Raw genomic sequence first — 22,032 nt, 5'->3', positions numbered from 1 at the left:
AACGACCGGACGGCCGCGCCGGGGTGCTGCTCGATCCCCCGATCACTGCACGGTGGAGGTCCTCCTCGCCCCGACCTCGAGCAGCTGCGAGAGCTGCGCCGCGGTCTCCTCCGCCTCGCGGTGCACGACGCCGGCCATCCCGAGACGCTCGGCAGCGACGATGTTCTGGGCGAGGTCGTCGACCATGACGGCCTCGTGGGGCGCGACGCCGAGGCGTTCGCACCCGATCTCGTAGAGGCGGCGTGACGGCTTGCGCACGCCCTCCTGCCCCGAGATGGTCACGGCGTCGAACATCGCGGGCAGGTCGAATCCCGCGTAGCAGTCGCGTCCGAGCGAGTTGGACACCAGACCGACCGGCACACCGTCCTCCCGCAGCGACGCGACCAGCTCGACCATCGCCTCGTCGCGGACCAGGCGTGCCTGCATCCGACCGATGAGTCCCTCGGTCTCGACCTCGACCCCCTGGGCGCGAAGGCGCTCGGCGAGTCCCGCCTCGAACGGGTCGTGCCCGAGGCGCCCCTCCTCGTGGTCGACCAGCAGCTGCCGGGCGGTGGGGTCCTCGGCGAACAGGCGCATGGGAAGTGTCTCGTCGCCGCACTCGTCGCGGCCGAACGCGGCGAACCCGTCGAGGACGCTCGAGGTCAGCACCCCGCCGAAGTCGAACAGCACCGCGCGACGAGCGCTCCGGGCGCTCATCCGAGCGACTCCTGGTAGCGCCGCATGCCGGCGATCCATCGGTCGTAGTCCGACCCCTTTCGCCGGAAGTACTCCAGCACCTCGGGGTGGGGGAGGATGAGGAAGCGCTCGGCGTCGATGCCCTCGAGCACGATGTCGGCGACCTCCAGCGGCTCCAGCACCCCGCCCGCCTCCGTGACGGCCTTGGCGCCACGGCGCGCGGTCTCGTCGTCGGACTCGGCGCCACCGTTGAGCATGTCGGTGTTGACCCCCATCGGGCACAGGCAGCTCACCGCGACGCCCCGCGACCCGTACGTGACCGAGAGCCACTCCGAGAACGCGACCGCGGCGTGCTTCGTGACGGAGTAGGTGGCCGAGCCGATCTGCGTGACCAGGCCGGCCGCCGACGCGGTGCTGAGGAAGTAGCCCTCGCCCCGCTCGAGCCAGCCCGGGACGAGCAGACGGGCGGCCCGCACGTGGGACCGGACGTTCACGTCGATCGAGGTGTCCCACTCGGCCTCCGTGGCCTCGAGTCCCTGGCCGAGGCCCACCCCGGCGTTGGCGGCGTAGAGGTCGACCGGGCCGAAGCGCGAGGCCGCGAGGTCGAGGACGCGGCGGATGTCACCGTCGTCGGCACAGTCCCCCGCGACTCCCGCCACGCGACCCGGTGCGACGCCGTCCAGCCGTTCCACGACGTCCTTCACGCGCACGTCGTCGAGGTCGGTGACCACCACGCTCGCACCGTGCTCCAGCAGCCGCTGGGCCAGGGCCGCGCCGATGCCGCCGGCGCCGCCGGTCACGACGGCGACCCGCCCCTGGACCTTCATGCGGTCACCTCCGCGGCAGCGACCCGGATCGCGTCCCGGTCGATCTCCCGCTTGAGGATCTTGCCGGTCGCGCCCTTCGGGAGGGCCTCGACGAACTGGTAGAGCCGGGGCACCTTGTAGGCGGACAGCTGGACCTTGGCCCAGGCCCGCAGCTCCTCCCCGGTGAGCCGCGCACCGGGGCGCAACGAGACCACGGCCGCCACCTCCTCGCCGAAGTGGTCGTCCGGGACACCGACGACGGCGACCTCGACGATGTCGGGGTGCTCGTAGAGCACCTCCTCGACCTCGCGCGGGTACACGTTGTAGCCGCCGCGGATGATCAGGTCCTTCGCCCGGTCGACGATGCTGAGGTAGCCGTCGTCGTCGAGCGACCCGAGGTCACCGGTCTTGAGCCAGCCGTCCCGCAGGTCGGCGGCGGTCGCGTCGGGGCGGTTCCGGTAGCCCTTCATGATCGTCGGCCCCTTCAGGAAGACCTCGCCGACCTCCCCGGACTCGAGCACGCCGCCGTCGACGGCGCGGACCTCGATGGAGGTCCCCGGCAGGGCGGGTCCCACCGTCCCGGCCTTCTGGGGGCGGTTGATGTCGTTGAAGGTCGCGGCACCCGTGGACTCGGTGAGCCCGTAGCCCTCGAGGATCGTGCAGCCGAACCGGTCGAAGAACGCGCGCATGACCTCGGCGGGCAGCGAGGCGCCGCCCGAGGTCGCGAGCCGCAGCTGCTCGAAGTCGGACGGGCCGAACTCGTCGGTGGCGGCGTGCAGCATCGCGTTCCACATCGTCGGCACGCCCGCGAGCACGGTGAGGCGGTCGCGGCGCACCATCTCCAGCATCTGCGTCGGCTCGAACGGCGCGAGCAGCGAGAGCGACGCCCCCTGCACCAGCACCGTGTTCATCACGACGGCCTGGCCGTAGACGTGGAAGAGCGGGAGACCGGTGCCGAAGCGGTCGTCGGGCGTCAGGTTGAGCACGGGCATGAACGAGGCGGTGGTGTCGACCAGGTTCGTCGCCGTGAGCTCGACGCCCTTGGGGCGGCCGGTGGTGCCCGACGTGTAGAGGATGATCGCCGTGTCGTCCGGCGCGTGCTCGTGCGCCTGGGGCACCGGCTCGGCGTCGAGACGAGCGCCCTCGTCGAGGCGCCAGAACGCGATGCCGCGCTCGGAGGCGGCGGCGGACGCGGCGTCCTGGCACTCGTGCCAGGCGATGACGAGCGACGCCTCGGAGTCGTCGAGGACGTAGCCGATCTCCGGGCCCGTCGCCATCGTGTTCATGGTGATGACGCTGATGCCCGCGGCGTGCAGTCCCAGGTAGGCGACGGGGAACTCGACGATGCTCGGGGCGATCAGCACCACGCGGTCGAGCGGTCGCAGCCCGGCCGCCACGACGGCGCCGGCGAACCGGGCGCTGGCCTCCTTGAGCTCGCCGTACGTGAGCCCTCCCCGCGGGGAACGGAGGGCGACCCGCTCGGGGTCGCGATCCGCGATGGACCAGACGTCTGCTGCCACGTTCACCATGCGCTGCCACTTTCCTCGGTCGGGATCGGTGTGACCTGACTCACGCGACGGACGCTAGTTGAATCCGGGTTCAGGTTCAAGTAGGTTGCGGAAAAATCTCTCCCCACCGACCCAGGAGCGCTCCCGTGAGCCGTCCAGCCCCTCGTGCCGCGATCGTCTCGACCGCCCGCACCCCCATCGGGAAGGCGTACCGCGGCGCCTTCAACAACACCCCGGCCGCCGAGCTGGCGGGCCACGCGATCTCGCACGCGGTGGAGCGGTCCGGCGTCTCACCCGCTGAGATCGAGGACGTGATCCTCGGCTGCGCCCTCCCCGAGGGCTCGTCCGGCTTCAACGTCGCGCGTCAGGCGGCCCTGCGCGCCGGGCTGCCCGTGACGGTGCCGGGATCGACCGTCGACCGGCAGTGCTCGTCCGGTCTCATGGCCGTGGCCATCGCCGCCAAGCAGATCCTCGTCGACGGCCAGCGGGTCGCCGTCGGCGGCGGGGTCGAGTCGATCTCCCTGGTCCAGAACGAGCACATGAACACCCACCGCGCCGGCGACCCGTGGCTGCGTGAGCACGTGCCGGGCCTGTACATGCCGATGCTGCACACCGCCGAGAACGTGGCGGCGCGGTACGGCGTGAGTCGTGAGCGCCAGGACGAGATGGGGCTGCAGTCGGTGCAGCGCGCGGCGGCTGCGCAGGCGGCCGGTCACTTCGACGACGAGATCGCTCCCATCACCGTGCGGACGCTCGTGCTCGACAAGACCTCGGGAGAGACGAGCGAGGTCGAGCAGACGGTCTCCGCGGACGAGGGGGTGCGCGCCGGCACGACCGCCGAGGGCCTGGCCGGCCTGCGCACCGTGCTCGAGGCGGGCGAGGTCACGGCCCACCCGACCGTGACGGCCGGCAACGCCTCGCAGCTGAGCGACGGCGCCTCGGCCAACGTGCTGATGGACGCCGAGCTCGCCGAGGCCCGCGGCATCGCTCCGCTCGGCTACTACGTCGGCATCGCGGTGACCGGCTGCGAGCCGGACGAGATGGGCGTCGGTCCGGTGACGGCGATCCCCCGGCTGCTCGAGCAGCACGGCCTCGCCGTGGAGGACATCGGGGTGTGGGAGCTCAACGAGGCCTTCGCCTCGCAGGCCGTCCACTGCCGGGACGTCCTCGGCATCGATCCCGCCCGGATGAACGTCGACGGTGGCGCGATCGCCCTCGGCCACCCCTACGGCATGACGGGTGCCCGCGGCGTGGGCCACGCGCTCCTCGCCGGCCGTCGGCTCGGTGCGCGCTACGTCGTCGTGTCGATGTGCGTCGGCGGCGGGATGGGCGCAGCCGGCCTCTTCGAGGTCGGCGGCTGACGAGACGCTCTCGACGGTCAGCCGAGGACGGAGGCGAGGTGCTCTCGGAGCTCGTCCTCGTGACGCTGCGCCGCGCCCGCGTCGTACATCGACGTGTCGGCCATGGTGAAGCCGTGCGGCGCTCCAGGGTAGACGGCCTGGTCGAGCACGACGCCGGATGCGGCAGCGAGCTCGGCGATCGACTCCTGGTGCTCGGAGGGCATCGACGGGTCGTCGTCGGCATGGCGCAGCAGCACCGTCGCACGCGCGGTGCGCAAGGAGAGGTGCGGGCTCTCCTCGGTGTCGTCGACGAGCCCACCGCCGTGGAAGCCCGCGGCGACGGAGACGCGGCCGGGGTGGTCACCTGCGGCACGCAGGGCGATCCGGGCGCCCATGCAGTACCCGACGACCCCGACCGGACCGTCGGCCACGTCGTCGCGCGCCTGCAGCACGTCGAGGAAGAGGGCGGTGTCGGGCCGTGAGAGCTCGGGCGTGAGGGCGTGGACGCGCGGCATGGCCTGCTCGAAGAACGCCTCGCGAGCCCCGGGCTCGCGCAGGTCCCCCTCGGGCGACGTCTCCGCAGCCGTGCCGAAGTGGTGGAAGACGTTCGGCGCGAGCACCGTGTAGCCCAACGACGCGAACCGGTCGGCCATGACATGGATCTGGGGTCGCAGCCCGATCGCATCGACCACGAGGAGCACTCCCGGCCACGGCCCCTCCCCCACGGCAGGCGTGGCCACCCACGCCTCGATGGGACCGTCGGGACCTTCGATCTGCGCCTCAGCCATGCTGCGAGCCTAGCCAGCCGCCGTGCGTGCACCGAGACCCGACGAGTGCGCCGTCCTCAGGACACCGCGTCACGGTCGCGGCCCCCCGATCCTGGCCCGGGCGAGATCGAGCGTGCGGCGACCCTCCGCCGTCGCGCGCGCCTCGGTCCACAGCGGCGCCCACCGGGGCGACACCTCGACGGACGAGACACCATCGATGGCCAGAGCCGCCTCGGTGACCTCTTCGATGATGTGGTGGGTGAACGGGCAGCCGGGTTCGGTCAGGGTGACGACGACGCGTGCGCAGCCGTCCACGACGTCCACGGCGTCGACCAGGCCCAGGTCGACGATCGAGGTCGGGGCACCGGCAGCCACCATGCAGGGGTCGGGCACGTCACGCAGGGCGACGGCCACCGCGTCTGCCGCGGTCCCGCTGGTCGCCGGGAGCCGGCTCCCTGCCGCACTCATGCCGGGACCTCGGCGGCGTCGGCGGCGCGCACGATGCTCCAGGGGTCGCGGTACCCGTCCCGGGCCACAGCGGTGGCAAACCGGTCCCCCGCGGTGCTCGCGCGTCGCTCGACCGGGTCGATGCCGTGCAGCCGCGCGAGGTTGCCCCCGAGAATCAGGTCGCGTGTCCGACGATCGAGGGTGTGCGGGACGTCGTCCGGCAGCTCGAACCGGTCGAACGCGTCGAGCAGGTACCGCGGGTGGGGGTTGGTCGCGGCCGAGGAGTAGAGGATCCGGTCCGGGCCGCCCTCTGACAAGAACGCGCCGAGGATCCGCCCGAACGCCGCCGGATCGAGCAGCACGCTGACGAACGAGGCCTCGAGCGTCACGTAGACGTTCGGGTGGTTCATCAACAGCATGCGCGTCTCGTCGATGAACATGAACCCGGCATGGACGATCTGGAAGTTGATGTCCGGGAACCGCGCGGCGGCGCGACCGATGTCGTCGACCCGCATCGCGTCGGTGGAGACCGGCCCGAGGGGCAGCGCCTTGTGCACCGCGATGTTCTTGACCCCGAGCTCCTGGGCGAGCTCGAAGACCGGATAGGCGAAGGTGTCGTCCGACATCTCCCAGTACCGCGTCCGGCCACGCAGGTACTGCGCCGGGTAGAGCTTGATGCCGTCGGCGCCGAGGTCACGGACCTGGTGCTCGATCGACTCGAGCGCCTCCTCGCCCCGGAACAGGTCGGCTGTCGCGTACCAGAGCACCCGCTCCGGGTACCGCCGCTTCAGCTCTGCGCCCTTGTCGATCGCGGAGAGGCCGTCGACGTACGCGTCGTAGATCGGCAGGGAGTGCACGCAGGCCAGGTCCGTGGCGCTCTCCAGGAACATCGTGTCGACGAACTGCTCGATGTCCCAGTCGCGCTCCCACTGCTCACGGGTCAGCTGGTGCTCGGGCGGGTTGATGATGGGGTGCGAGCTCCACATGACGTCGGTGAACGCTTTGCCGTAGGAGCCGCGCTGGTTCTCCGGCGCGAAGTTGTAGGGGTGGCAGACCGCGTCGGCCACGAAGGGCCGGTCCCCGGGCGGGGTCACGTCGGGCGGGGTCGCACTCTCGGGTGCTGGACTGGTCATCGTCGTGCTCCTTCGGTGAGGGCGGCGACCGTGGCCGCCGCGGTCGAGAGGGTGCCGATCCCGTACGCCATGCTGCGCAGGGAGGACGTGTGCAGGTCGTCGTCGACCGCGGCCGTCGCGTCGGCCACGACGACGACCCGGAGGTCGTGGGCGAAGGCGTCGCGGGCGGTGCCCTCGACGCAGACGTTGGTGGTCACGCCGCACACCACGACGGTCCCGACGTCGAGCGCACGCAGCTCCTCCGCGAGGCCGGTGCCGAAGAACGCGCTGTACCGCGTCTTGTCCACCACGCGCTCTCCTGGCCACGGGGTGAGGGCGGGCACGATCTCGGCGTCCCAGTCGTCGCCGACGAGAGCACCGGGCAGGCGCAGCGCCGGCGCGACCTCGAAGAGCAGCCCGGCGTCGCCGTGGTCGGCCCGCAACGAGTAGCGGGTGTGCACGACGTGCGCGCCACCGTTCCGGGCAGCGGCGAGCAGCGACGCCACCGTCGGCACCACCGCGGCCGCCGGCCGGTGGTCGAGCCCGCTGCGGGCGAGGCTGCCGGCCTCGTCGCAGAAGGCGTTCTGCATGTCGACGACGAGCAGTGCCGTGCTCGCGGGGTCGAGCTCCAGGCCCCGTCCGCCGGCGCCGTCGAGGCCGGATGCATACGTATGGATCATCTCGTCGACCATGCCCGTCCCCGCCCTCTCGCCGGCTCAGGCCCGCGCCGGGCCGGTGCTGGAACGGCGGACGAGCCGCACCGGGTGGACCTGTCGCTGCGGCTCCGCCGAGTCGTCGGTGCCGTGGATGCGCCCGAGCACGAGCCGGGCCGCCGCCCGCGCCATCTCGTCCATCGGCTGGCGGACGGTCGTGAGACCGAAGCGGTCCCAGCCGGCCATCGTGAGGTCGTCGTAGCCCATGACCGAGAGATCATCCGGGACCCGCAGCCCGTGCCGCTGGGCGGCGTCGAGCACGCCGAACGCCACGAGGTCGTCGGCGCAGAAGATCGCCGTCGGCACGTCCGGCCCCTGCATGAGCTCGGCGCCCAGCTGCTCGCCGACCTCGTAGGAGAACGGACCCTCGCGTCGCAGCCGCTCGTCGAACGGCACCCCCAGCTGCGCGAGCGTGCCACGGAAGGCCTCCTCGCGGTCACGGAAGACGGCCATCGCGCTCGGACCGGTGATGAGGCCGATGCGGCGGTGGCCGAGCTCGACGAGGTGCTCCGCAGCGAGCCTGCCGCCGGCCGTGTAGTCCGACAGCACGCGATCGAGAGGCCGGCTCTCGATCTCGCGATTCACCAGCACGACCGGCATCCGCAGGTCGGCGAAGCCGGTCGCGGCGGTGTCGGCACTCTGCGCCGAGGCGAACACGACACCGTCGACCGAGCCCAGCAGCAGGTCGACGAGCTCGCTCCCGTCGTCGGAGCCCTGCTGGTCCGACACGAGGAACGTCCGGTAGCCGGCGAGGTGGAGCTCGTCGCGCAGCGCGTCGACGACCTCCAGGAAGTAGGGGTTGCGCAGGTCGGCGACCACGACGCCGATGGTCTGCGTCCGACGTGTCTTGAGGCTGCGCGCCGCGTGGTTGGTGACGTACCCGAGGCGCTGGGCCACCTCCTGGACGAGCAGCTGCGTCTGCTCGGTCACCCTCGGGTCGCGACGGAGCGCACGAGACACGGTCGACTGGGAGACGCCGGCCTCGCGGGCGATGTCGCGACTCGTGGGGCCCACGCGCGTCATGCTACTCAGCAAGGGGCACCTCCCAGAGGGTCGCGGGCACGCCAGGACGTACACAGCGGTCCGGGTAGGGCGAGGGATGCTTCGCCCGCCCGGCCGCGAGCTGGCGTGCCACCGAGGCCACGTGCTGGCCGTGCAGCTCGGCGGTGCGCAGGTCGTTCGCGGGCGGGGCGTCCGGCGGCCGTCGGTCGATGTCGGCCTGTGCCATCACGCCGAGGTACCCGCCCATGCGGTTGAGGGCCGTCTCCATCGACGTCGAGGTGGCGTAGTGCCCCCCGACGTGTCGGACGGGCACCCAGATCATGCCGAGCTGGGCCGCGAACACCGCGAGGTCCTGGAGCGCGTTGAGCTTGTCCCCGGACGGCCCGGCGCTCACCGTGAACCCGCTCGCCACCTTGTTGAGCCACATCCGCTCGCGCCACACGTCTCCCGCTAGCCGTTCGACGAACGTCTTGAACACCGCGCTCACCGAGCCGATGTAGGTCGGGCTGCCGAGCACGACGGCATCGGCGGCATGCAGGCGGTCCCAGTGGTCGTCGACCTGCTCGACCGGCACGAGGAGCGCCGTGGCGCCCTCGACCATGGCGACGCCGCGGGCGACCGCCTCCGCCAGCGCCCGGGTGGAGCCCCGATAGGCGCTGTGGAAGACGACCGCGACGTCGACGTCGGTCATGCCCGGCCCCTGCTCACGGACGCCCGCCCGTTCATCGGCCGGCCTCCGCGCGGTCGCGCAGAACTCGACGCAGGACCTTGCCGCCCGCGTTGCGCGGCAGCGCCTCGACGACCTCGACGTGCTTGGGCACCTTGTAGCCGGCCAGCTGCTCGCGGCAGAACGCGAGCACCTCCTCCACGTCGAGGCGACCCGACGCGCCCGGGGCGAGCGTGACCGAGGCGCGGATCGCCTCGCCCCACCGCTCGTCGGCGACACCGAAGACCGACGCCTCGTCGACCGCGGGGTGGCGGGCCAGCACCTCCTCCACCTCGCGCGGGTACACGTTGAGCCCGCCCGTGATGATCTTGTCGCCCTTGCGGTCGACCAGGTAGAGGTAGCCCTCGTCGTCGCGCACCGCGAGGTCGCCCGCCGAGAACCAGCCGTCGCGCAGCGCGGCCGCGGTGGCCGCCTCGCGCCCCTGGTAGCCAGTGAACAGGTACGGCGAGCGGCTGAACAGCTCACCGACGTCGCCGACGCCGACCTCGTGGCCCTCCTCGTCGAGCAGCCGGACCTCGGTCGCCGGGAACGGCAGCCCGACGGACCGCTCCTTGCGCAGTTGGTCGGCGGGCGCGAGGTTGGACACGACCCCGGCCTCGGTCGAGCCGTAGCACTCGAAGAGGTACCCGTCGCCGATGACGTCGACGATCCGCTCCTTCATCGCCTGCGAGAGCGGCGCCGCGTTGGACACGATGGTCTTGAGCGCGCCGTGCCCGATCGCCGCGACGCGCTCGTCGCCGAGGCCGAAGAGACCGTGGAAGTGCGTCGGGACCATGAAGGCGTTCGTGATCGGCTCGGCGGCGAACCCGGCCAGCACGGCCTCGGGGTCGAACCTCGGCAGGATCGTCGCGGACCCGCCGAGGAAGACGTTGGCGAGCGTGAACGAGAGCCCGGCCCCGTGGTACATCGGGGCGATCGTGAGCCCGTGGTCGCGGGGACCGTAGGCGCCGTACTCCGCGGCCATCGCCAGGTAGTTGAGCGTGCGCGAGCGGTGCGGGCACAGGACGCCCTTCGGCTCGCCCGTGGTGCCGGAGGTGTAGTGGACGACCATGGCGTCCCACTCGTCCGGGACGACGCCGGGGTGCGAGTCGCGTGCCGCGCCGAGCCAGTCCTCGTAGCCGTCGTCCAGCAGCACGACCGGGATCCCCGCCGCGTCGGCGACCGACCGCGCCACCTCCTCGCACGCCCGGTCGACGACGAGCGCCCGCACCTTGCTGTCGGCCACGATGTAGCTCATCTCCGCCGCCGACGAGGCCGGCGAGATCGTCACGACCGCCAGGCCCGCGCCGGCGAGGCCGACCACCAGCTCGACGTACTCGAGGCGGTTGCCCGCGACGACCGCGACGTGGTCGCCCGACGTGAGCCCCAGCCCGGCGAGAGCGGCGTTGCCCACGCGGTGCACGCGGCTGCGCAGGGCGGCGTAGGTGAGGGTCCGCTCCCCCTCGCGGAGCGCGACCTTGCCGGGAGTGCGTCCGGCCGAGACCCGGACGCCGTCGGCGACCGTGAGCGGGACGAAGGTCGCAGGGATGGCCGCCATCACAGACCGAAGATCCGCACGGCGTTGTCGCGCAGGAGCTTGCGGCGCGACTCCGGTCGCAGTCCCAGCCCGTCGATCTCCTCGATCGCGCGCTCGGGCCCGATCACGGGCCAGTCGGTGCCGAACAGGCACTTGTCCGAGCCCCACGAGTTCGCGAACTTCACGTACTCCGCCGGCCAGTGCTTGGGCGCGTAGGCGTCGGCCGCGACGTAGACGTTCGCGTGCTTGAAGCACATCGCGATCATCTCCTCCGTCCACGGCCAGCCCAGGTGGATGCCGATGATGGTCAGCTCCGGGAAGTCGATCGCCACCCGCTCGAGGGTCTGGGGACGCCCGACGCTCTCGAGGATCCGGTCGCGGCGGTAGTCGAGGCAGTGGCCGACCTGCATCATGATCGGGATCCCGAGCTCGGCGCAGCGGGCGTAGTACGGGTAGTACTGGGCCGCGTCCGGTGCCAGGCCGAACCAGTGCGGGTAGAGGTGCGCCCCCACGAAGCCGAGGTCGTGGACGGCGTGGTCGAGCTCCTTCAGCCCGGAGATCCCGCGGGTCGGGTCGATGCCGGCGAGCCCGCTGAAGCGGCCGGGGAACGCCGCGCAGTAGTCGGCGACGCGCTGGTACGGGATCTCGTAGGAGTGGCGGACGCGCAGGTCGCCCGCCCGGGTGGCGATCAGCAGCGAGCGCTCCACACCGGCCCGGTCCATGGCGGCGACGTAGTCCTCCATGGGGACGCCCCGGCGCATGTCCTCGGGCATGCGGACCTTGTCCATGAAGGTCTCGTCGACGCCGACCTGGTCCTCGGCGATCTCGCGGGGCGTGTGCGGCGCGACGACGATGTCGATCGCGCCGTAGGACATCTCAGTCATCGTTCTCCTTGGTCGGGTGCGGCGCGGACGCCAGCGTGGTCTTGGGCTCGTCGTCCACCCACAGGCGCAGCACGTCGCGCCGCGAGAAGTGACCGTTCGCGTCGAGGAGCGCGTGGACGCCGTCGATGGCCGTCAGGTCGATCTCGGCGGCGAGCAGGCACTCCTCGGGGCCCGTGTGGGGTCCGGCGGCCGTCGTGCCGTCGGGGTTGAAGATCGCCGACCAGCCGCCGCCGGCCGGCTGGATGGTCTGCGGGCCGAGCTCGGCCTCCATGAGCGCGACCATGTCGTCGGTCAGGGGGTTCTGGGCGACTACGACGAAGCACTGGCCGGTGAGCGCGTGCGTGCGCGACATCGCCTCGACCTGCAGGTCGAAGCTCTCCTCCATCCCCCGATGGGTCTGGAGGCCGGGCCAGGCGCCGGCATGGACCTGCTCGCCTTGGACGATGAGGGCCTGGCGCGCCAGGTTCATGGTGTGCTCCCAGCAGGCGAGGCCGCCCACGCGGCCGAGCCGGGTCTCGAACACGCTCAGCGTCGACGCGTCCCCCTGCCCCCAGACGAAGCGCTCCGCGTACGTCGGCTGGAGCTTGCGGTGGATGCCCAGCAGCGTGCCCTCGTCGTCGATGTGGACCTGCGTGTTGTAGAGCGTCCCGCCGTCGCGCTCGGAGACTCCGAGGACGACGTTCACGCCTGCCTGACGAGCCGCGTCCTGCACACGCGCGACGAGCGGCCCCGGCACCTCCACCGACGCGCCGCGGTAGCGCGCGTGCATGCCGAACAGGTCGGCCGGCGGGTACAGGTTGATCCAGTAGGGGAAGCCGGGCACGAACACCTCGGGGAAGACCAGCAGGTCGATGCCGCGCTCGCCCGCCTCCGCCACGAACCCGCACGCCTTGTCGATCGTCGCCTCGGCGTCGAGCAGCACGGGCGCGGCGTGCACCGCGGCGACCGTCCACACGGTCCGATCGCCGGTCGTCATGCCGCGGATCCCGAGATCGGTGCGGACCCGCGGGTGACCAGCTGCGACAGCCCGACGGCCACCACGAGCGCGCCGCCGTAGAACAGCTGCTGCACGTAGTTCTCGGCGCCCAGGAACTGCAGCCCCGTGATGCCGGTGGCCAGGAAGTAGGTCGCGACGAGCGTGCCCCAGGCGTTGAACCGGCCGGGCATGATCGCCGTCGCGCCGAGGAAGGCGCCGGCGAAGACGGGAAGCAGGAAGCTCGGTCCCGACGTCGGGTCGGCCGACCCGGACGTCCCGGCGTACATGACCCCGGCGACGCCGGCGAGCGTGCCGCCCGTGACCAGGGCCCCCACCCGCACGCGGTCGACCCGCAGGCCGCTCAGGCGCGCCACCGACCGGCCGCGGCCGACGATGAGCATCCGCCGGCCCAGGGTCGTGAACTCCATGACGTACCAGAGGACGACGACGGCGAGCAGTGCGTAGTAGAACTGGATCGGGATGCCGAGAAGGCTGTTGCCGACCGTCCAGTCGCTCAGGGCGACGTCGATGCCGGGCACCGTCGAGGAGCCCGAGATCATCAGCGTGACTCCGTAGGCGAAGGTCCCCGTGCCGAGCGTGACGATGATCGGGTCGATGCGGCACAGCGTGGCCAGCACGCCGTTCAGCAGACCCATCGCCGACCCGACCAGGATCGCGGCCACGATCGCGAACCCGATCGGCCAGCCGTGGTTCACGTTGAGCACGGCCACGGTCACGCTGGACAAGGTGAGCGTGTAGGCCAGCGAGAGATCGATGTCGCCGGTCGTCAGCGGCACGATCAGCCCGAGCGTGAGGATCAGGAAGACCGACTGCGTCGACAGCATCGACGACCAGTTCGCCGAGGTCGCGAAGGTGTCCGGCCGCAGGATGCTGAAGATGACGATCGTCACGACCCAGACGGCCGGAAGGGCCAGACGGCTCGGCAGTCCTGCCGGGAGTCGTCGGGCCGGGCGAGCCGTGTGCGAAGCGGTGCTCTTCTCGGCGGTGGTGGTCATGGGAGCCTCAGTCCTGGGAGGGGTCGGTCGGGTCGGCGGGGTCACGCCGCATCCTCGGCGGCGGCGGCAAGCTGCACGCTGCTCAGGCAGCGCTCGGTGATGCGTTCCTTGGTGACGTCCCCTCCGGTCAGCTCCGCGACCACCCGGCCGCGGGCCAGCACGACCACGCGGTCGCACAGCGCGGCCAGCTGCTCGTGGTCGGAGCTCGCGCAGACCACAGCGCCCCCGGCGTCCGCGCTGCCGCGGATGACGTCCCAGATCTGACCTCGTGCGCCGACGTCGACACCCTGGGTCGGCTCGTGCAGCAGGAGCAGGCGCGGGCCGGTCTGCAGCCACTTGGCGATGACCGCCTTCTGCTGGTTGCCGCCGGACAGTGCCGACAGGGGCAGCGAGGGATCGCGGGGACGCACGTCGTACTCCTCCATGAGCGCGGCGGTGGCCGTCGTCATCGCCCGGCGGTCGAGGCCGAGGGCTCCCCGGAACCGGCCGAGGACCGGCATCGTGACGTTGTCGGTGACCGGGAGGGTCTGCACGGCCGAGTCGTTCTTGCGGTCGGCGGGCACGAGCGCGGTGGAGGCACACGGGCCGCGTCGCGACGTGAGGTCGTGCTCGGTCCCGTCGAGCTCGAGGCGGCCGGACGTCGGCGCGACGGCGCCGTGCAGCACGTAGGGCAGGGCCTCGAAGCCGGAGCCGAGCAGGCCGGTCACGCCCAGCACCTCACCCTCGTGGACGTCGAGGTCGACGTCCACGAGGGGGTCCGACGTGAGTCCACGCACCCGTGCCATCACCGGCGCGGCGTTCACGGTCGTCCCCGCCGCCGGGGGCGCGTGAGCCTCCAGCCGGCGGCCGATGATGCGCTCGATGAGGGCGTCGTGGTCGGTCTCGGCCGTCACGAGGGTGTCGACGAGACGACCGTCGCGCAGGACGGTGGCGCGATCGGTCACCCGCAGCACCTCGTCGATGTCGTGGGAGACGAACAGCACCGACGCCCCGGACGCCGCGATGTCGCGCATCAGGCCGAACAGCTGGTCGACCTCCTCCCGCGGGAGGAAGACGGTCGGCTCGTCCAGGACGAGCAGGCCGTGGGCGCCTCCGTCGCCGTGGCCGCGCGCCTCGCGCATCCCCTCCATGGCCCGGGCGATCGCGAGCTGGGCACGCTGCACCGGTCGGACGTCCGCGACCGTCGCCGCCGGGTCGAGGTCGATGCCGTAGCGCTCGAAGACCTGCCGGGCCTTGCGCCGCTCCTGCGCCCACGAGATCCGTAGCCGCCGCTGGGCCATGTCGGCCACGACGAGGTTCTCCACGACGCTCAGCGACTCGATCAGCCCGAGGTCCTGGTGGACGAACTGCAGACCCAGCGTGCGGGGCGCGTCCGGCTGCAGCGGCAGCGCGACGTCGCGCCCGCCGACCCGCAGGCGGCCGCCGTCCGGGTCGTGGAACCCGGCAAGGACCTTGATGAGGGTCGACTTGCCCGAACCGTTCTCCCCGAGCAGGCCGTGCACCTCCCCCGGCGCGACCGACAGGTCGACCGCGTCGAGGACGGTGGTGCCGCCGAACGTCTTGGTGAGTCCGACCAGCTCGAGGACGGACGGTCCGGGCGTCGCCATGGCTACTTGACCCCCCACAGCTCGAGGTAGCCGTCCTTGAAGGTGTCGCCGTAGCCCTGGGTGGGCTTCGGCGGCGTGCCCGCCTCGTCGATGTTCGACGAGTCCCAGACGCGGACGGGCGTGTCCATATCGGTCGCGTCGTCGGCGTCGCCGTTCACGAGCACGCGCAGCGCACGGTCGATCGTGGACCACCCGGTCCACTCCAGGTTCTCGCCCATGGTGGAGGTGACGGTGCCGTCGGCGATTCCCGAGAGGGCGAAGCCCTGGCCGTTGAACCCCGTCAGCTTGACCTTGCCCTTGCGACCCGCGGCCTGGATGGCCGGGACGACGTTCGGCATGGCGCCGTCGTAGATCGTGATGACCCAGTTGATGCTCGGGTCCTTCAGGAGCGCGGTGCGCACCTCGCCCTGCAGCTTGGTGGCCCAGTCGACGATCGGGACGTTGAGGACCTCGTTCTCGCACGAGTCGCACACGGCGGCCAGCTCGTCCTGGATCATCTTGACCAGGCCGCGGCTCGCGGGCGCCTCGTTCGCGGTGACGATCAGCGCGTTCACGTCGGCGCCGTCCTCGGCGACCGTGTAGTCGGCCATGAGCTTGGCCCCCTGGACGAACGGTCCGGGCTGCACCGCGGTGAGTCCGGTGACGTTGGTCTTCGGGAGCGTGCCCTTCGGGAACTCGTCGTCGAGCGGCACGTGGTTGGCGATGACGGGGATGCCCGCCGCCTCGGCGGCCTTGATCTGTGGCTGCAGCTGCGACGGGGAGGGCGAGCCGTTGAGGACGATGAGGTCGGGCTTGGAGGAGATCGCCTTGTCGAAGCACTTCACCCAGCCGCCGACGGTGCCGTCGTTGTTGCAGTCGTCGACCTCGAGCCCGGCCTCCTTCGCCGCATCCTTGAGCCCGACGTTGATCTCCTGGACGAACGGGAGCATGGGGTAGTCGGGCACGAGCGCGATGCGCTTGCCGCGCGCCGCGCTCGCGTCGAAGGCGGGTCCGGGGGCGACGAACTCGGGCACGGCCTTCGCCTCGTCGATGGCGGCCTTCGCGGCGGCCTGGTCGGCGGTGCCGCCTCCGGCGCCGCCTTCGCTGCCGGAGCCCGAGCCGCAGGCGGCCACGAGCAGCAGGGACAGGGTGGCCGCACCGACGGCGGCTCCTCGGGGGGTGGGTCGTCGCATGAGATTCCTCGTTCTCTGGGGGGTGGGACGACCGGACCTCGCGCCCGTCGACCCCAGCGCGAGCCGAGCGACTCACCCTGATGACTACGTATGCAAGCCCATCTGTGCATACGTTGTCAATGCCTTGTCGGCAGGAGTTTCTCCGGAACTGAGGTCGCCACGGTCACCGGTCTGTTTCGCCGCGATGACGTCGCAGGTCAGATGCGGCGGAACCTCGCTCGGCCGTGCGTGGTCACGCGCCGGGGACGGCGGGCCGGAGGTGCCCGACGGCTGGTGTCGCCCGGCCGTGGATGGGCGTCTGCGCGCCGCGCAGGTGCTGCATCGAGGCACCGTGCCGAGAGGCCGTCACCTCGGCGGCGATCGCGAGCGCCGTCTCGGCGGGCGTCCGTCCACCCAGGTGCAGCCCGATGGGACTGTGCAGGCGCGCCACCCGCTCGGGCGGCACGCCCGCGTCCGCGAGCGACGCCACGCGACGATGATGGGTGCGCGCCGACCCCATGGCCCCGACGTAGCCCAGGTCGTCGCGCGTCAGGGCGAGGGTCAGCAGCGGGAGGTCGAACTTCTCGTCGTGCGTCAGCACGCACACCACGGTCCGCCCGTCGGTCCGTCCGGCCAGCACCTCCCGCTCGAGGTGGCGGTGGGGCCAGTCGACGACCACCTCGTCCGCCGAGGGGAACCGCTCGGAGGTGGCGAAGACGGCACGTGCGTCGCACACCGTCGTCCGGTACCCCAGCAGCCGCACCTGGTCGCACAACGCTGCGGCGAAGTCGACGGCGCCGTACACGAGCAGGCGCGGGGCCGCCTCCAGGACCGAGACGAACGCCTCGCGCCCGGGGCTGGTCGGATCGGGGCTGGTCGGATCGGGGCTGGTCGGGTCCGGGCTGGTCGGGTCCGGGCTGGTCGGGTCGGGGCTGGTCGGGTCGGGGCTGGTCGGGTCGGGGCCGGTCGGGCCGTGGCCGAGCCGGACCAGGCCGCCGCCCGCTGACGCGGCGACCGAGACCCGGGCGAGGTCGTCCCCGTCCCAGCCGTCGACGCCGTCGAGCGCGACGTCCTCGAGCAGGATGCGCGGCGCGGGAGGTGCGCCGTCCGCGGGGGGCGCGGACACGATCGTCGTCGTGCGCCCGTCCCGGACGCTCGCCAGGACGGTCGTCCAGAGCGGTCGCTGGTCGACGTCCACCCGCTCGACGTGGACCTCGATGGTGCCGCCACAGGTCAGTCCCACCGCGATCGCGTCGTCGTCGCTCACGTCGAAGCGGCACCGGACCGGTTCACCGGTGTCCTGGACCTGCTCGGCGAGCTCGTAGGTCGCGCCCTCCACGCAGCCTCCGGAGATCGAGCCGACCACGCGACCGTCCAGCCGTCGCAGCATGGCGGCGCCCGCCGGCTGTGGCGCACTGCCCCACGTGCCGACGACGGTCGCCAGCACCACGGACCCGTCCTCGTCCAGGGCGCGGACCAGGTCGGGCAGCACGGCGCGCACGGCGTCAGCCCAGGTGGACCGTGAGGCCACCGTCGACGACGAGCGCCTGGCCCGTGACGTAGCGCGCGGCGTCGGAGGCGAGGAAGAGCACCACGTCGGCGACCTCGTCCGGCTCGCCGATCCGTCGCAGCGGGACGCTCGAGGCCGCCGCGTCGAGGGCCACGGCACCCGCGGAGTTGACCTCGTCGAGCGACTGGGCCGTCCGGATCATCCCCGGCGCGACGGCGTTGACCCGGATACCGTCGGGGCCGAGCTCGGACGCCAGGGCGCGCACCAGACCCACGAGACCGGCCTTGGAGGTGGAGTAGTGCGCGTGCTCGGCCCAGCCGTAGGCCACGCCGTGCACGGACGACATCGCGACCACGCTTCCCCCGCCGCGGGCTCGGAGCCCGGGCAGCGCGGCGCGCACGACGCGCATGGCTCCGGTGAGGTTCACGTCGAGGACGTGGGCCCACTCGGCGTCGGTCAGGTCGCCGAAGGGACGGCGGCGGGCGATGCCGGCGTTCGCGACGACGACGTCGAAGCCGTCGTCCGCCGTGGCCGCGATCCCGGCGACCACGTCGTCGGGCACCTCGACGTCCAGGTGCACGTACTCCGCCGAGAGGCCCTCGGCGACCAGCGCGGCCACCAGCTCGGACCCCTCCGCGTCGAGCACGTCGGCCACCACCACGTGGTCCCCGGCCTGGGCCAGGGACCTCACGCACGCCGCGCCGATCCCCAGCGACCCGCCGGTGACCAGGACCCTACGGCGGCGGCCCTCCACCACTACTCCGCCAGCCCGACGCTGACGATCGCGTCGCCGCGCAGCGCGTCGGAGAACGGGCACATCTGGTCGGCCTCGGCGACGTACTTCTCCGCGACGACGGGGTCGACGTCGGGGAGCTCGGCGGTCACCGCCACGTCGAGCCGGTAGCCCTCCGGGTAGCGGAAGATGCCGACCTGCGCCGAGACGACCGGCTCGACGTCCGTGACGTCGTGCTGGCCCAGCACCGCGCGGAGCGCCGTGTTGAAGCACGCGGCGTACCCGGCGGCGAGCAGCTGCTCGGGGTTGGTGCCGGGGCCGGAGTCGCCGCCCAGCTCCTTCGGTGCGGAGAGCTGGAGGTCGAGACGACCGTCGCTCGTGGCGACGGACCCGCCGCGGCCCGTGGTGGTGGTGGCCTCGGTGGAGTACAGGATCTTGGGCATGGCTGGTCCTTCGTGTCGGAGGTGAGGTGGATCAGATCTGACGACCGATGAGCTCACCCTCGTAGGTGAGCTCGGCGATCTTGCGCGGGGCGAGCGCGTCGCCCACGCGCTGGACGGTCTCGCCGAGGTCCACGAGCTCCTCGGCCAGGTCCGTGCGGGAGCGGCGGTGGATGGAGAGCACCAGCGTGCTCACGTCGGGGATCTCGACCGAGCGCCCGTTCCAGAGGTCGGACGTCACGACGCAGGCGCCGCTGACCGCGTCGAGCCGCCGCTGCGGGACGAACTCGACCCCGAGGTCGAGCAGGCGGGGCATCTTCCACGGCAGGCCGAGGTGGCGCTCCAGCTCCGCTCCGACGTACATCTGCGGGGTGACGATCGAGACGTGGGCCCCGGCCCCGGCCACGAGCTCGGCCAGGCCGAGCGGCAGGTACTGCCCGGACTCGTCCACGATCACCACGCGCGGACCGAGAGCACTGCCGCCGTGCTCGAGCACGCGGCGCACGGCCTCGTCGATGGCGAGGACGTGGGGGGCGTCGATGCCGGGCACCTCGTCGACCTGGGGCGTCCAGGGACTCACTCCCCGGGTGTCGTAGTACGAGCCGACCGCCAGGAAGACGCGGTCGGCCCCGAAGGACCGGACGAAGTCGGCGTCGGCGCGTGTCCCGAGCCGGATCTCGACACCGGCGTTCTGCGCCGCGCGCACCAGGTCGTCCGCAGCGACGGCCCAGCCGGGCTGCTGCGGCATCGAGGACAGGAGGTTCAGGTGACCGCCCAGCTCGTCGCGCTCCTCCACGAGGGTCACGCGATGGCCCCGCGTGGCGGCGACCGAGGCCAGCTTGAGGCCGGAGGGGCCCCCGCCCACGACCAGCACGCTCTTCGCGTCCTCGGGCGCGACCCTGTCGGTGGTGCCCCAGCGCGCCTCGCGGCCGGTGACCGGGTTCATCATGCAGATGACCTCGGTCTCGTCGAACAACCGCCCGATGCACTCGTTGACGCTCGTGCAGCGGATGATCTCGTGCTCACGCCCCTCGAGGGTCTTGCGGACGATCTGCGGGTCGGCCAGCTGCGCCCGGCCCATGGCGACGACGTCGGCGGCGCCCGAGGCGATGACCTCCTCGGCCAGGTGGAGGTCCTTGATCTTGCCCACGGCGATGACAGCGGCCCGGTCGGACACGATCTCCTTGGCGCGTCGCGCGAACGGCACGAGGTGGCCGTCGTCCTCCTGCATGGGCGCCGTCCCGCGGTGAAGCGTGTGGTAGCTGCCCGCCGAGATGCTGAAGTAGTCGAACAGCCCGGTCGAGGCGAACAGGCGCACGTGCTCGTCGGCCTCGTCGGGCGTGATGCCGACGCCGTCGACGAACTCGTCGTAGGACAGGCGGATGCCGAGCGCCAGGTCGTCGCCGACCTCGGCGCGGATGCCCCGGGCGATGTCGAGGATGATCCGGGCCCGGTTCTCCAACGAGCCGCCGTACCGGTCGGTGCGCTTGTTGTAGATCGAGCTCAGGAACTGGCACAGCAGGTAGCCGTGCGCGGCGTGCAGCTCCACCCCGTCGAGGCCGCCGTCGCGCACGTTGCGCGCCGACCGGACGAAACCGGCGACGATCTCGTCGATCTCGCGCTGGCCCATCACCGACGGCACCTCGTTGTGCACGATCGACGGGATGTCCGAGACGCCCCACAGCGGGTGCCACTCGTCGAGCAGCATCATGCCCTTGTCGTGGGTACCGGGCCCGAAGAGCTCGACCGCACCCATCGCGCCGTGCTCGTGCACGATGTCGGCCATCTTCTGGAACTGCGGCACGGAGTGCATCTCCCACGCCGAGCACGGGTGGTGGAAGGAGCCCTTTGCGATGGGGTAGGCCGCGTGCTGCTCGGTGACGATCATGGCGGCGCCGCCCTCGACCAGCCGGCGGTAGTGGTCCAGGTGGCGCTGGCTCAGCACGCCGTCCTCGCCCCAGTTGAGCACCCGCGGGGGCACGATGATGCGGTTCTTGAGCCGCAGCGGGCCGATCTGCATCGGCTGCCAGACCCGGCTCAGCGTGGTGGTGGCGTTCGTCGTCATCGTCGGTCCTCTCGTCGCGGGTCGGGCTGGTCGGTGCTCACGAGTCCGACAGCAGGTCGTTCATGCGGGCGTAGGCGTCGTCGCGCGCCGCCACGAGCGTCTCGCCCTCGTCGGGTGCGTAGGCGCGGAAGCCGCGGCCCGTCTTCAGCCCGTAGTGGCCCTGGTCGGTGAGCGCCACCAGCGAGTCCGGGGCGGCGAAGCGGTCCCCGAAGCCCTGCTGGAGGGTCGCGAAGATGCTGCGGTACACGTCCAGGCCCGCCATGTCGGCGATCGCGAACGGTCCGAAGAACGGCAGCCTGAACCCGAAGGAGGTCGAGACGACCGTGTCCAGGTCGGCGGCGGTGACCAGTCCCTCCTCGACGCACTTCACGGCCTCGAGGAAGAGCGCCATCTGCAGCCGGTTGGCGATGAAGCCAGGCGAGCTGCGCACGGTGGCCGGACGCTTGCCCGCGGCGGTCAGCCAGGCGGAGACCCGCTCGACGACGGCCGGGTCGGTCGCCTCGCCGGCGATGACCTCGACGCCGGGGATGACGTCGGCGGGGTTGAAGAAGTGCATGCCGAGGAACCGCTCGGGTCGCAGGCAGTCCTCGGCGAGCTCGTCGATCGGGAACGACGACGTGTTGGTGGCGATGATGCAGTGCGCGGGCGCATGCTCCGACACCGTCCGCAGGACCGAGGCCTTGATCGCGCGGTCCTCGGCGACGACCTCGACCACGAGGCCTGCGCCCTGCACGAGCTCCTCGAGAGTGGCGACGTCGGTGGCACGCACCCGCCCGTCGTCGCCCCGCAGCTCGTCGGCGGAGAGGGAGTCCACCCATCGTGCGGCCACGCCGGGCAGGTGGTCGTGGATGCGCACGTCGTGCCCGGCACGCAGGAACAGCCCGGCGATGCCGCGACCCATGGTCCCCGCGCCCACGACCGCCACGGTCGTGACGTCGTCGCTGATGGCCTGGGTCGTGGCCTCGGTCGTCTCGGTCATGGTCTCTCCGTCAATGATTCGTATACGTAGTCATGAAGTTCGGTCGGCGTGTGGCGCG

At 72.0% G+C, this 22,032-nt stretch carries 21 protein-coding genes; 1 reads left to right on the top strand and 20 read right to left on the bottom strand.

Annotated elements, in window-relative coordinates; all coding sequences use genetic code 11:
- Positions 1-42 precede the first annotated feature (42 nt).
- From NBW76_RS04145 to NBW76_RS04135, 3 genes are read right to left on the bottom strand one after another with little or no spacing between them, the layout of a single operon-like run.
- Entirely contained in the window at positions 43-696 is a 654-nt protein-coding gene (locus NBW76_RS04145; protein ID WP_056556276.1) for an HAD family phosphatase, read from the bottom strand.
- A complete protein-coding gene (locus NBW76_RS04140) occupies positions 693-1,502 on the bottom strand; it encodes an SDR family oxidoreductase (RefSeq protein WP_056556279.1) in 810 nt (269 codons plus the stop codon). The genes NBW76_RS04145 and NBW76_RS04140 overlap by 4 nt, the downstream gene beginning before the upstream one ends.
- On the bottom strand, positions 1,499-3,001 hold the full coding sequence (locus NBW76_RS04135; RefSeq protein ID WP_200932690.1) for an AMP-binding protein: 1,503 nt from the start codon (positions 2,999-3,001) through the stop codon (positions 1,499-1,501). Before NBW76_RS04135 ends, NBW76_RS04140 begins: the two co-directional genes overlap by 4 nt.
- Before the next feature lie 134 nt (positions 3,002-3,135).
- On the opposite strand from NBW76_RS04135, the gene NBW76_RS04130 reads away from it, so the two are divergent.
- Complete coding sequence (locus NBW76_RS04130; RefSeq protein WP_056556285.1) at positions 3,136-4,350, top strand: acetyl-CoA C-acyltransferase; 1,215 nt, start codon at positions 3,136-3,138, stop codon at positions 4,348-4,350.
- A 17-nt stretch (positions 4,351-4,367) separates the two neighbouring features.
- Here the strand turns inward: NBW76_RS04130 and NBW76_RS04125 are convergent, their stop codons facing one another.
- From NBW76_RS04125 to NBW76_RS04045, 17 genes are all read right to left on the bottom strand, one after another.
- Positions 4,368-5,117, bottom strand: coding sequence for a dienelactone hydrolase family protein (locus tag NBW76_RS04125; protein ID WP_056556288.1), 750 nt, complete (start codon positions 5,115-5,117; stop codon positions 4,368-4,370).
- A 69-nt stretch (positions 5,118-5,186) separates the two neighbouring features.
- On the bottom strand, positions 5,187-5,564 hold the full coding sequence (locus NBW76_RS04120; RefSeq protein ID WP_082480317.1) for a metal-sulfur cluster assembly factor: 378 nt from the start codon (positions 5,562-5,564) through the stop codon (positions 5,187-5,189).
- Positions 5,561-6,676, bottom strand: coding sequence for an amidohydrolase family protein (locus NBW76_RS04115; RefSeq protein ID WP_056556291.1), 1,116 nt, complete (start codon positions 6,674-6,676; stop codon positions 5,561-5,563). The genes NBW76_RS04120 and NBW76_RS04115 overlap by 4 nt, the downstream gene beginning before the upstream one ends.
- The gene (locus NBW76_RS04110; RefSeq protein WP_055963393.1) at positions 6,673-7,347 is read right to left on the bottom strand and encodes a cysteine hydrolase; all 675 of its coding nucleotides are present in this window, start codon (positions 7,345-7,347) and stop codon (positions 6,673-6,675) included. The genes NBW76_RS04115 and NBW76_RS04110 overlap by 4 nt, the downstream gene beginning before the upstream one ends.
- Positions 7,348-7,371: 24 nt before the next feature.
- A complete protein-coding gene (locus NBW76_RS04105) occupies positions 7,372-8,382 on the bottom strand; it encodes a LacI family DNA-binding transcriptional regulator (RefSeq protein WP_162239230.1) in 1,011 nt (336 codons plus the stop codon).
- 10 nt (positions 8,383-8,392) lie between these two features.
- Positions 8,393-9,061 (bottom strand): flavodoxin family protein, encoded by a 669-nt coding sequence (locus tag NBW76_RS04100; RefSeq protein ID WP_082480320.1) that lies wholly within the window; start codon positions 9,059-9,061, stop codon positions 8,393-8,395.
- Positions 9,062-9,092: 31 nt separating this feature from the next.
- A complete protein-coding gene (locus NBW76_RS04095; protein WP_056556294.1) occupies positions 9,093-10,634 on the bottom strand; it encodes a class I adenylate-forming enzyme family protein in 1,542 nt (513 codons plus the stop codon).
- Positions 10,634-11,497 carry an amidohydrolase family protein gene (locus NBW76_RS04090; protein ID WP_082480323.1) on the bottom strand — a complete coding sequence of 288 codons (864 nt, stop codon included), beginning with the start codon at positions 11,495-11,497 and terminating at the stop codon, positions 10,634-10,636. Before NBW76_RS04090 ends, NBW76_RS04095 begins: the two co-directional genes overlap by 1 nt.
- Entirely contained in the window at positions 11,490-12,473 is a 984-nt protein-coding gene (locus tag NBW76_RS04085; RefSeq protein WP_055963377.1) for a carbon-nitrogen hydrolase family protein, read from the bottom strand. The genes NBW76_RS04090 and NBW76_RS04085 overlap by 8 nt, the downstream gene beginning before the upstream one ends.
- On the bottom strand, positions 12,470-13,489 hold the full coding sequence (locus NBW76_RS04080) for an ABC transporter permease (protein WP_056556297.1): 1,020 nt from the start codon (positions 13,487-13,489) through the stop codon (positions 12,470-12,472). The genes NBW76_RS04085 and NBW76_RS04080 overlap by 4 nt, the downstream gene beginning before the upstream one ends.
- A gap of 41 nt (positions 13,490-13,530) precedes the next feature.
- Positions 13,531-15,096 (bottom strand): sugar ABC transporter ATP-binding protein, encoded by a 1,566-nt coding sequence (locus tag NBW76_RS04075; RefSeq protein ID WP_055963371.1) that lies wholly within the window; start codon positions 15,094-15,096, stop codon positions 13,531-13,533.
- A 2-nt stretch (positions 15,097-15,098) separates the two neighbouring features.
- The gene (locus tag NBW76_RS04070) at positions 15,099-16,268 is read right to left on the bottom strand and encodes a sugar ABC transporter substrate-binding protein (protein WP_056556300.1); all 1,170 of its coding nucleotides are present in this window, start codon (positions 16,266-16,268) and stop codon (positions 15,099-15,101) included.
- Positions 16,269-16,500: 232 nt separating this feature from the next.
- On the bottom strand, positions 16,501-17,748 hold the full coding sequence (locus NBW76_RS04065) for an XdhC family protein (RefSeq protein WP_082482091.1): 1,248 nt from the start codon (positions 17,746-17,748) through the stop codon (positions 16,501-16,503).
- A 4-nt stretch (positions 17,749-17,752) separates the two neighbouring features.
- Positions 17,753-18,511, bottom strand: a complete 759-nt coding sequence (locus tag NBW76_RS04060; protein WP_200931718.1) for an SDR family NAD(P)-dependent oxidoreductase — start codon at positions 18,509-18,511, stop codon at positions 17,753-17,755.
- 2 nt (positions 18,512-18,513) lie between these two features.
- On the bottom strand, positions 18,514-18,933 hold the full coding sequence (locus NBW76_RS04055) for an Ohr family peroxiredoxin (protein WP_055963360.1): 420 nt from the start codon (positions 18,931-18,933) through the stop codon (positions 18,514-18,516).
- A 31-nt stretch (positions 18,934-18,964) separates the two neighbouring features.
- Positions 18,965-20,995: an FAD-dependent oxidoreductase gene (locus tag NBW76_RS04050; RefSeq protein WP_056556306.1), complete on the bottom strand. Its 2,031-nt coding sequence runs from the start codon at positions 20,993-20,995 to the stop codon at positions 18,965-18,967.
- A 37-nt stretch (positions 20,996-21,032) separates the two neighbouring features.
- A complete protein-coding gene (locus tag NBW76_RS04045; protein ID WP_082480327.1) occupies positions 21,033-21,974 on the bottom strand; it encodes a 3-hydroxyacyl-CoA dehydrogenase family protein in 942 nt (313 codons plus the stop codon).
- Positions 21,975-22,032: the final 58 nt, after the last annotated feature.

The sequence above is a fragment of the Aeromicrobium sp. Leaf245 genome, assembly GCF_942548115.1.
Lineage (GTDB): Bacteria > Actinomycetota > Actinomycetes > Propionibacteriales > Nocardioidaceae > Aeromicrobium.
This window is presented reverse-complemented; position numbering and strand designations above follow the sequence as displayed.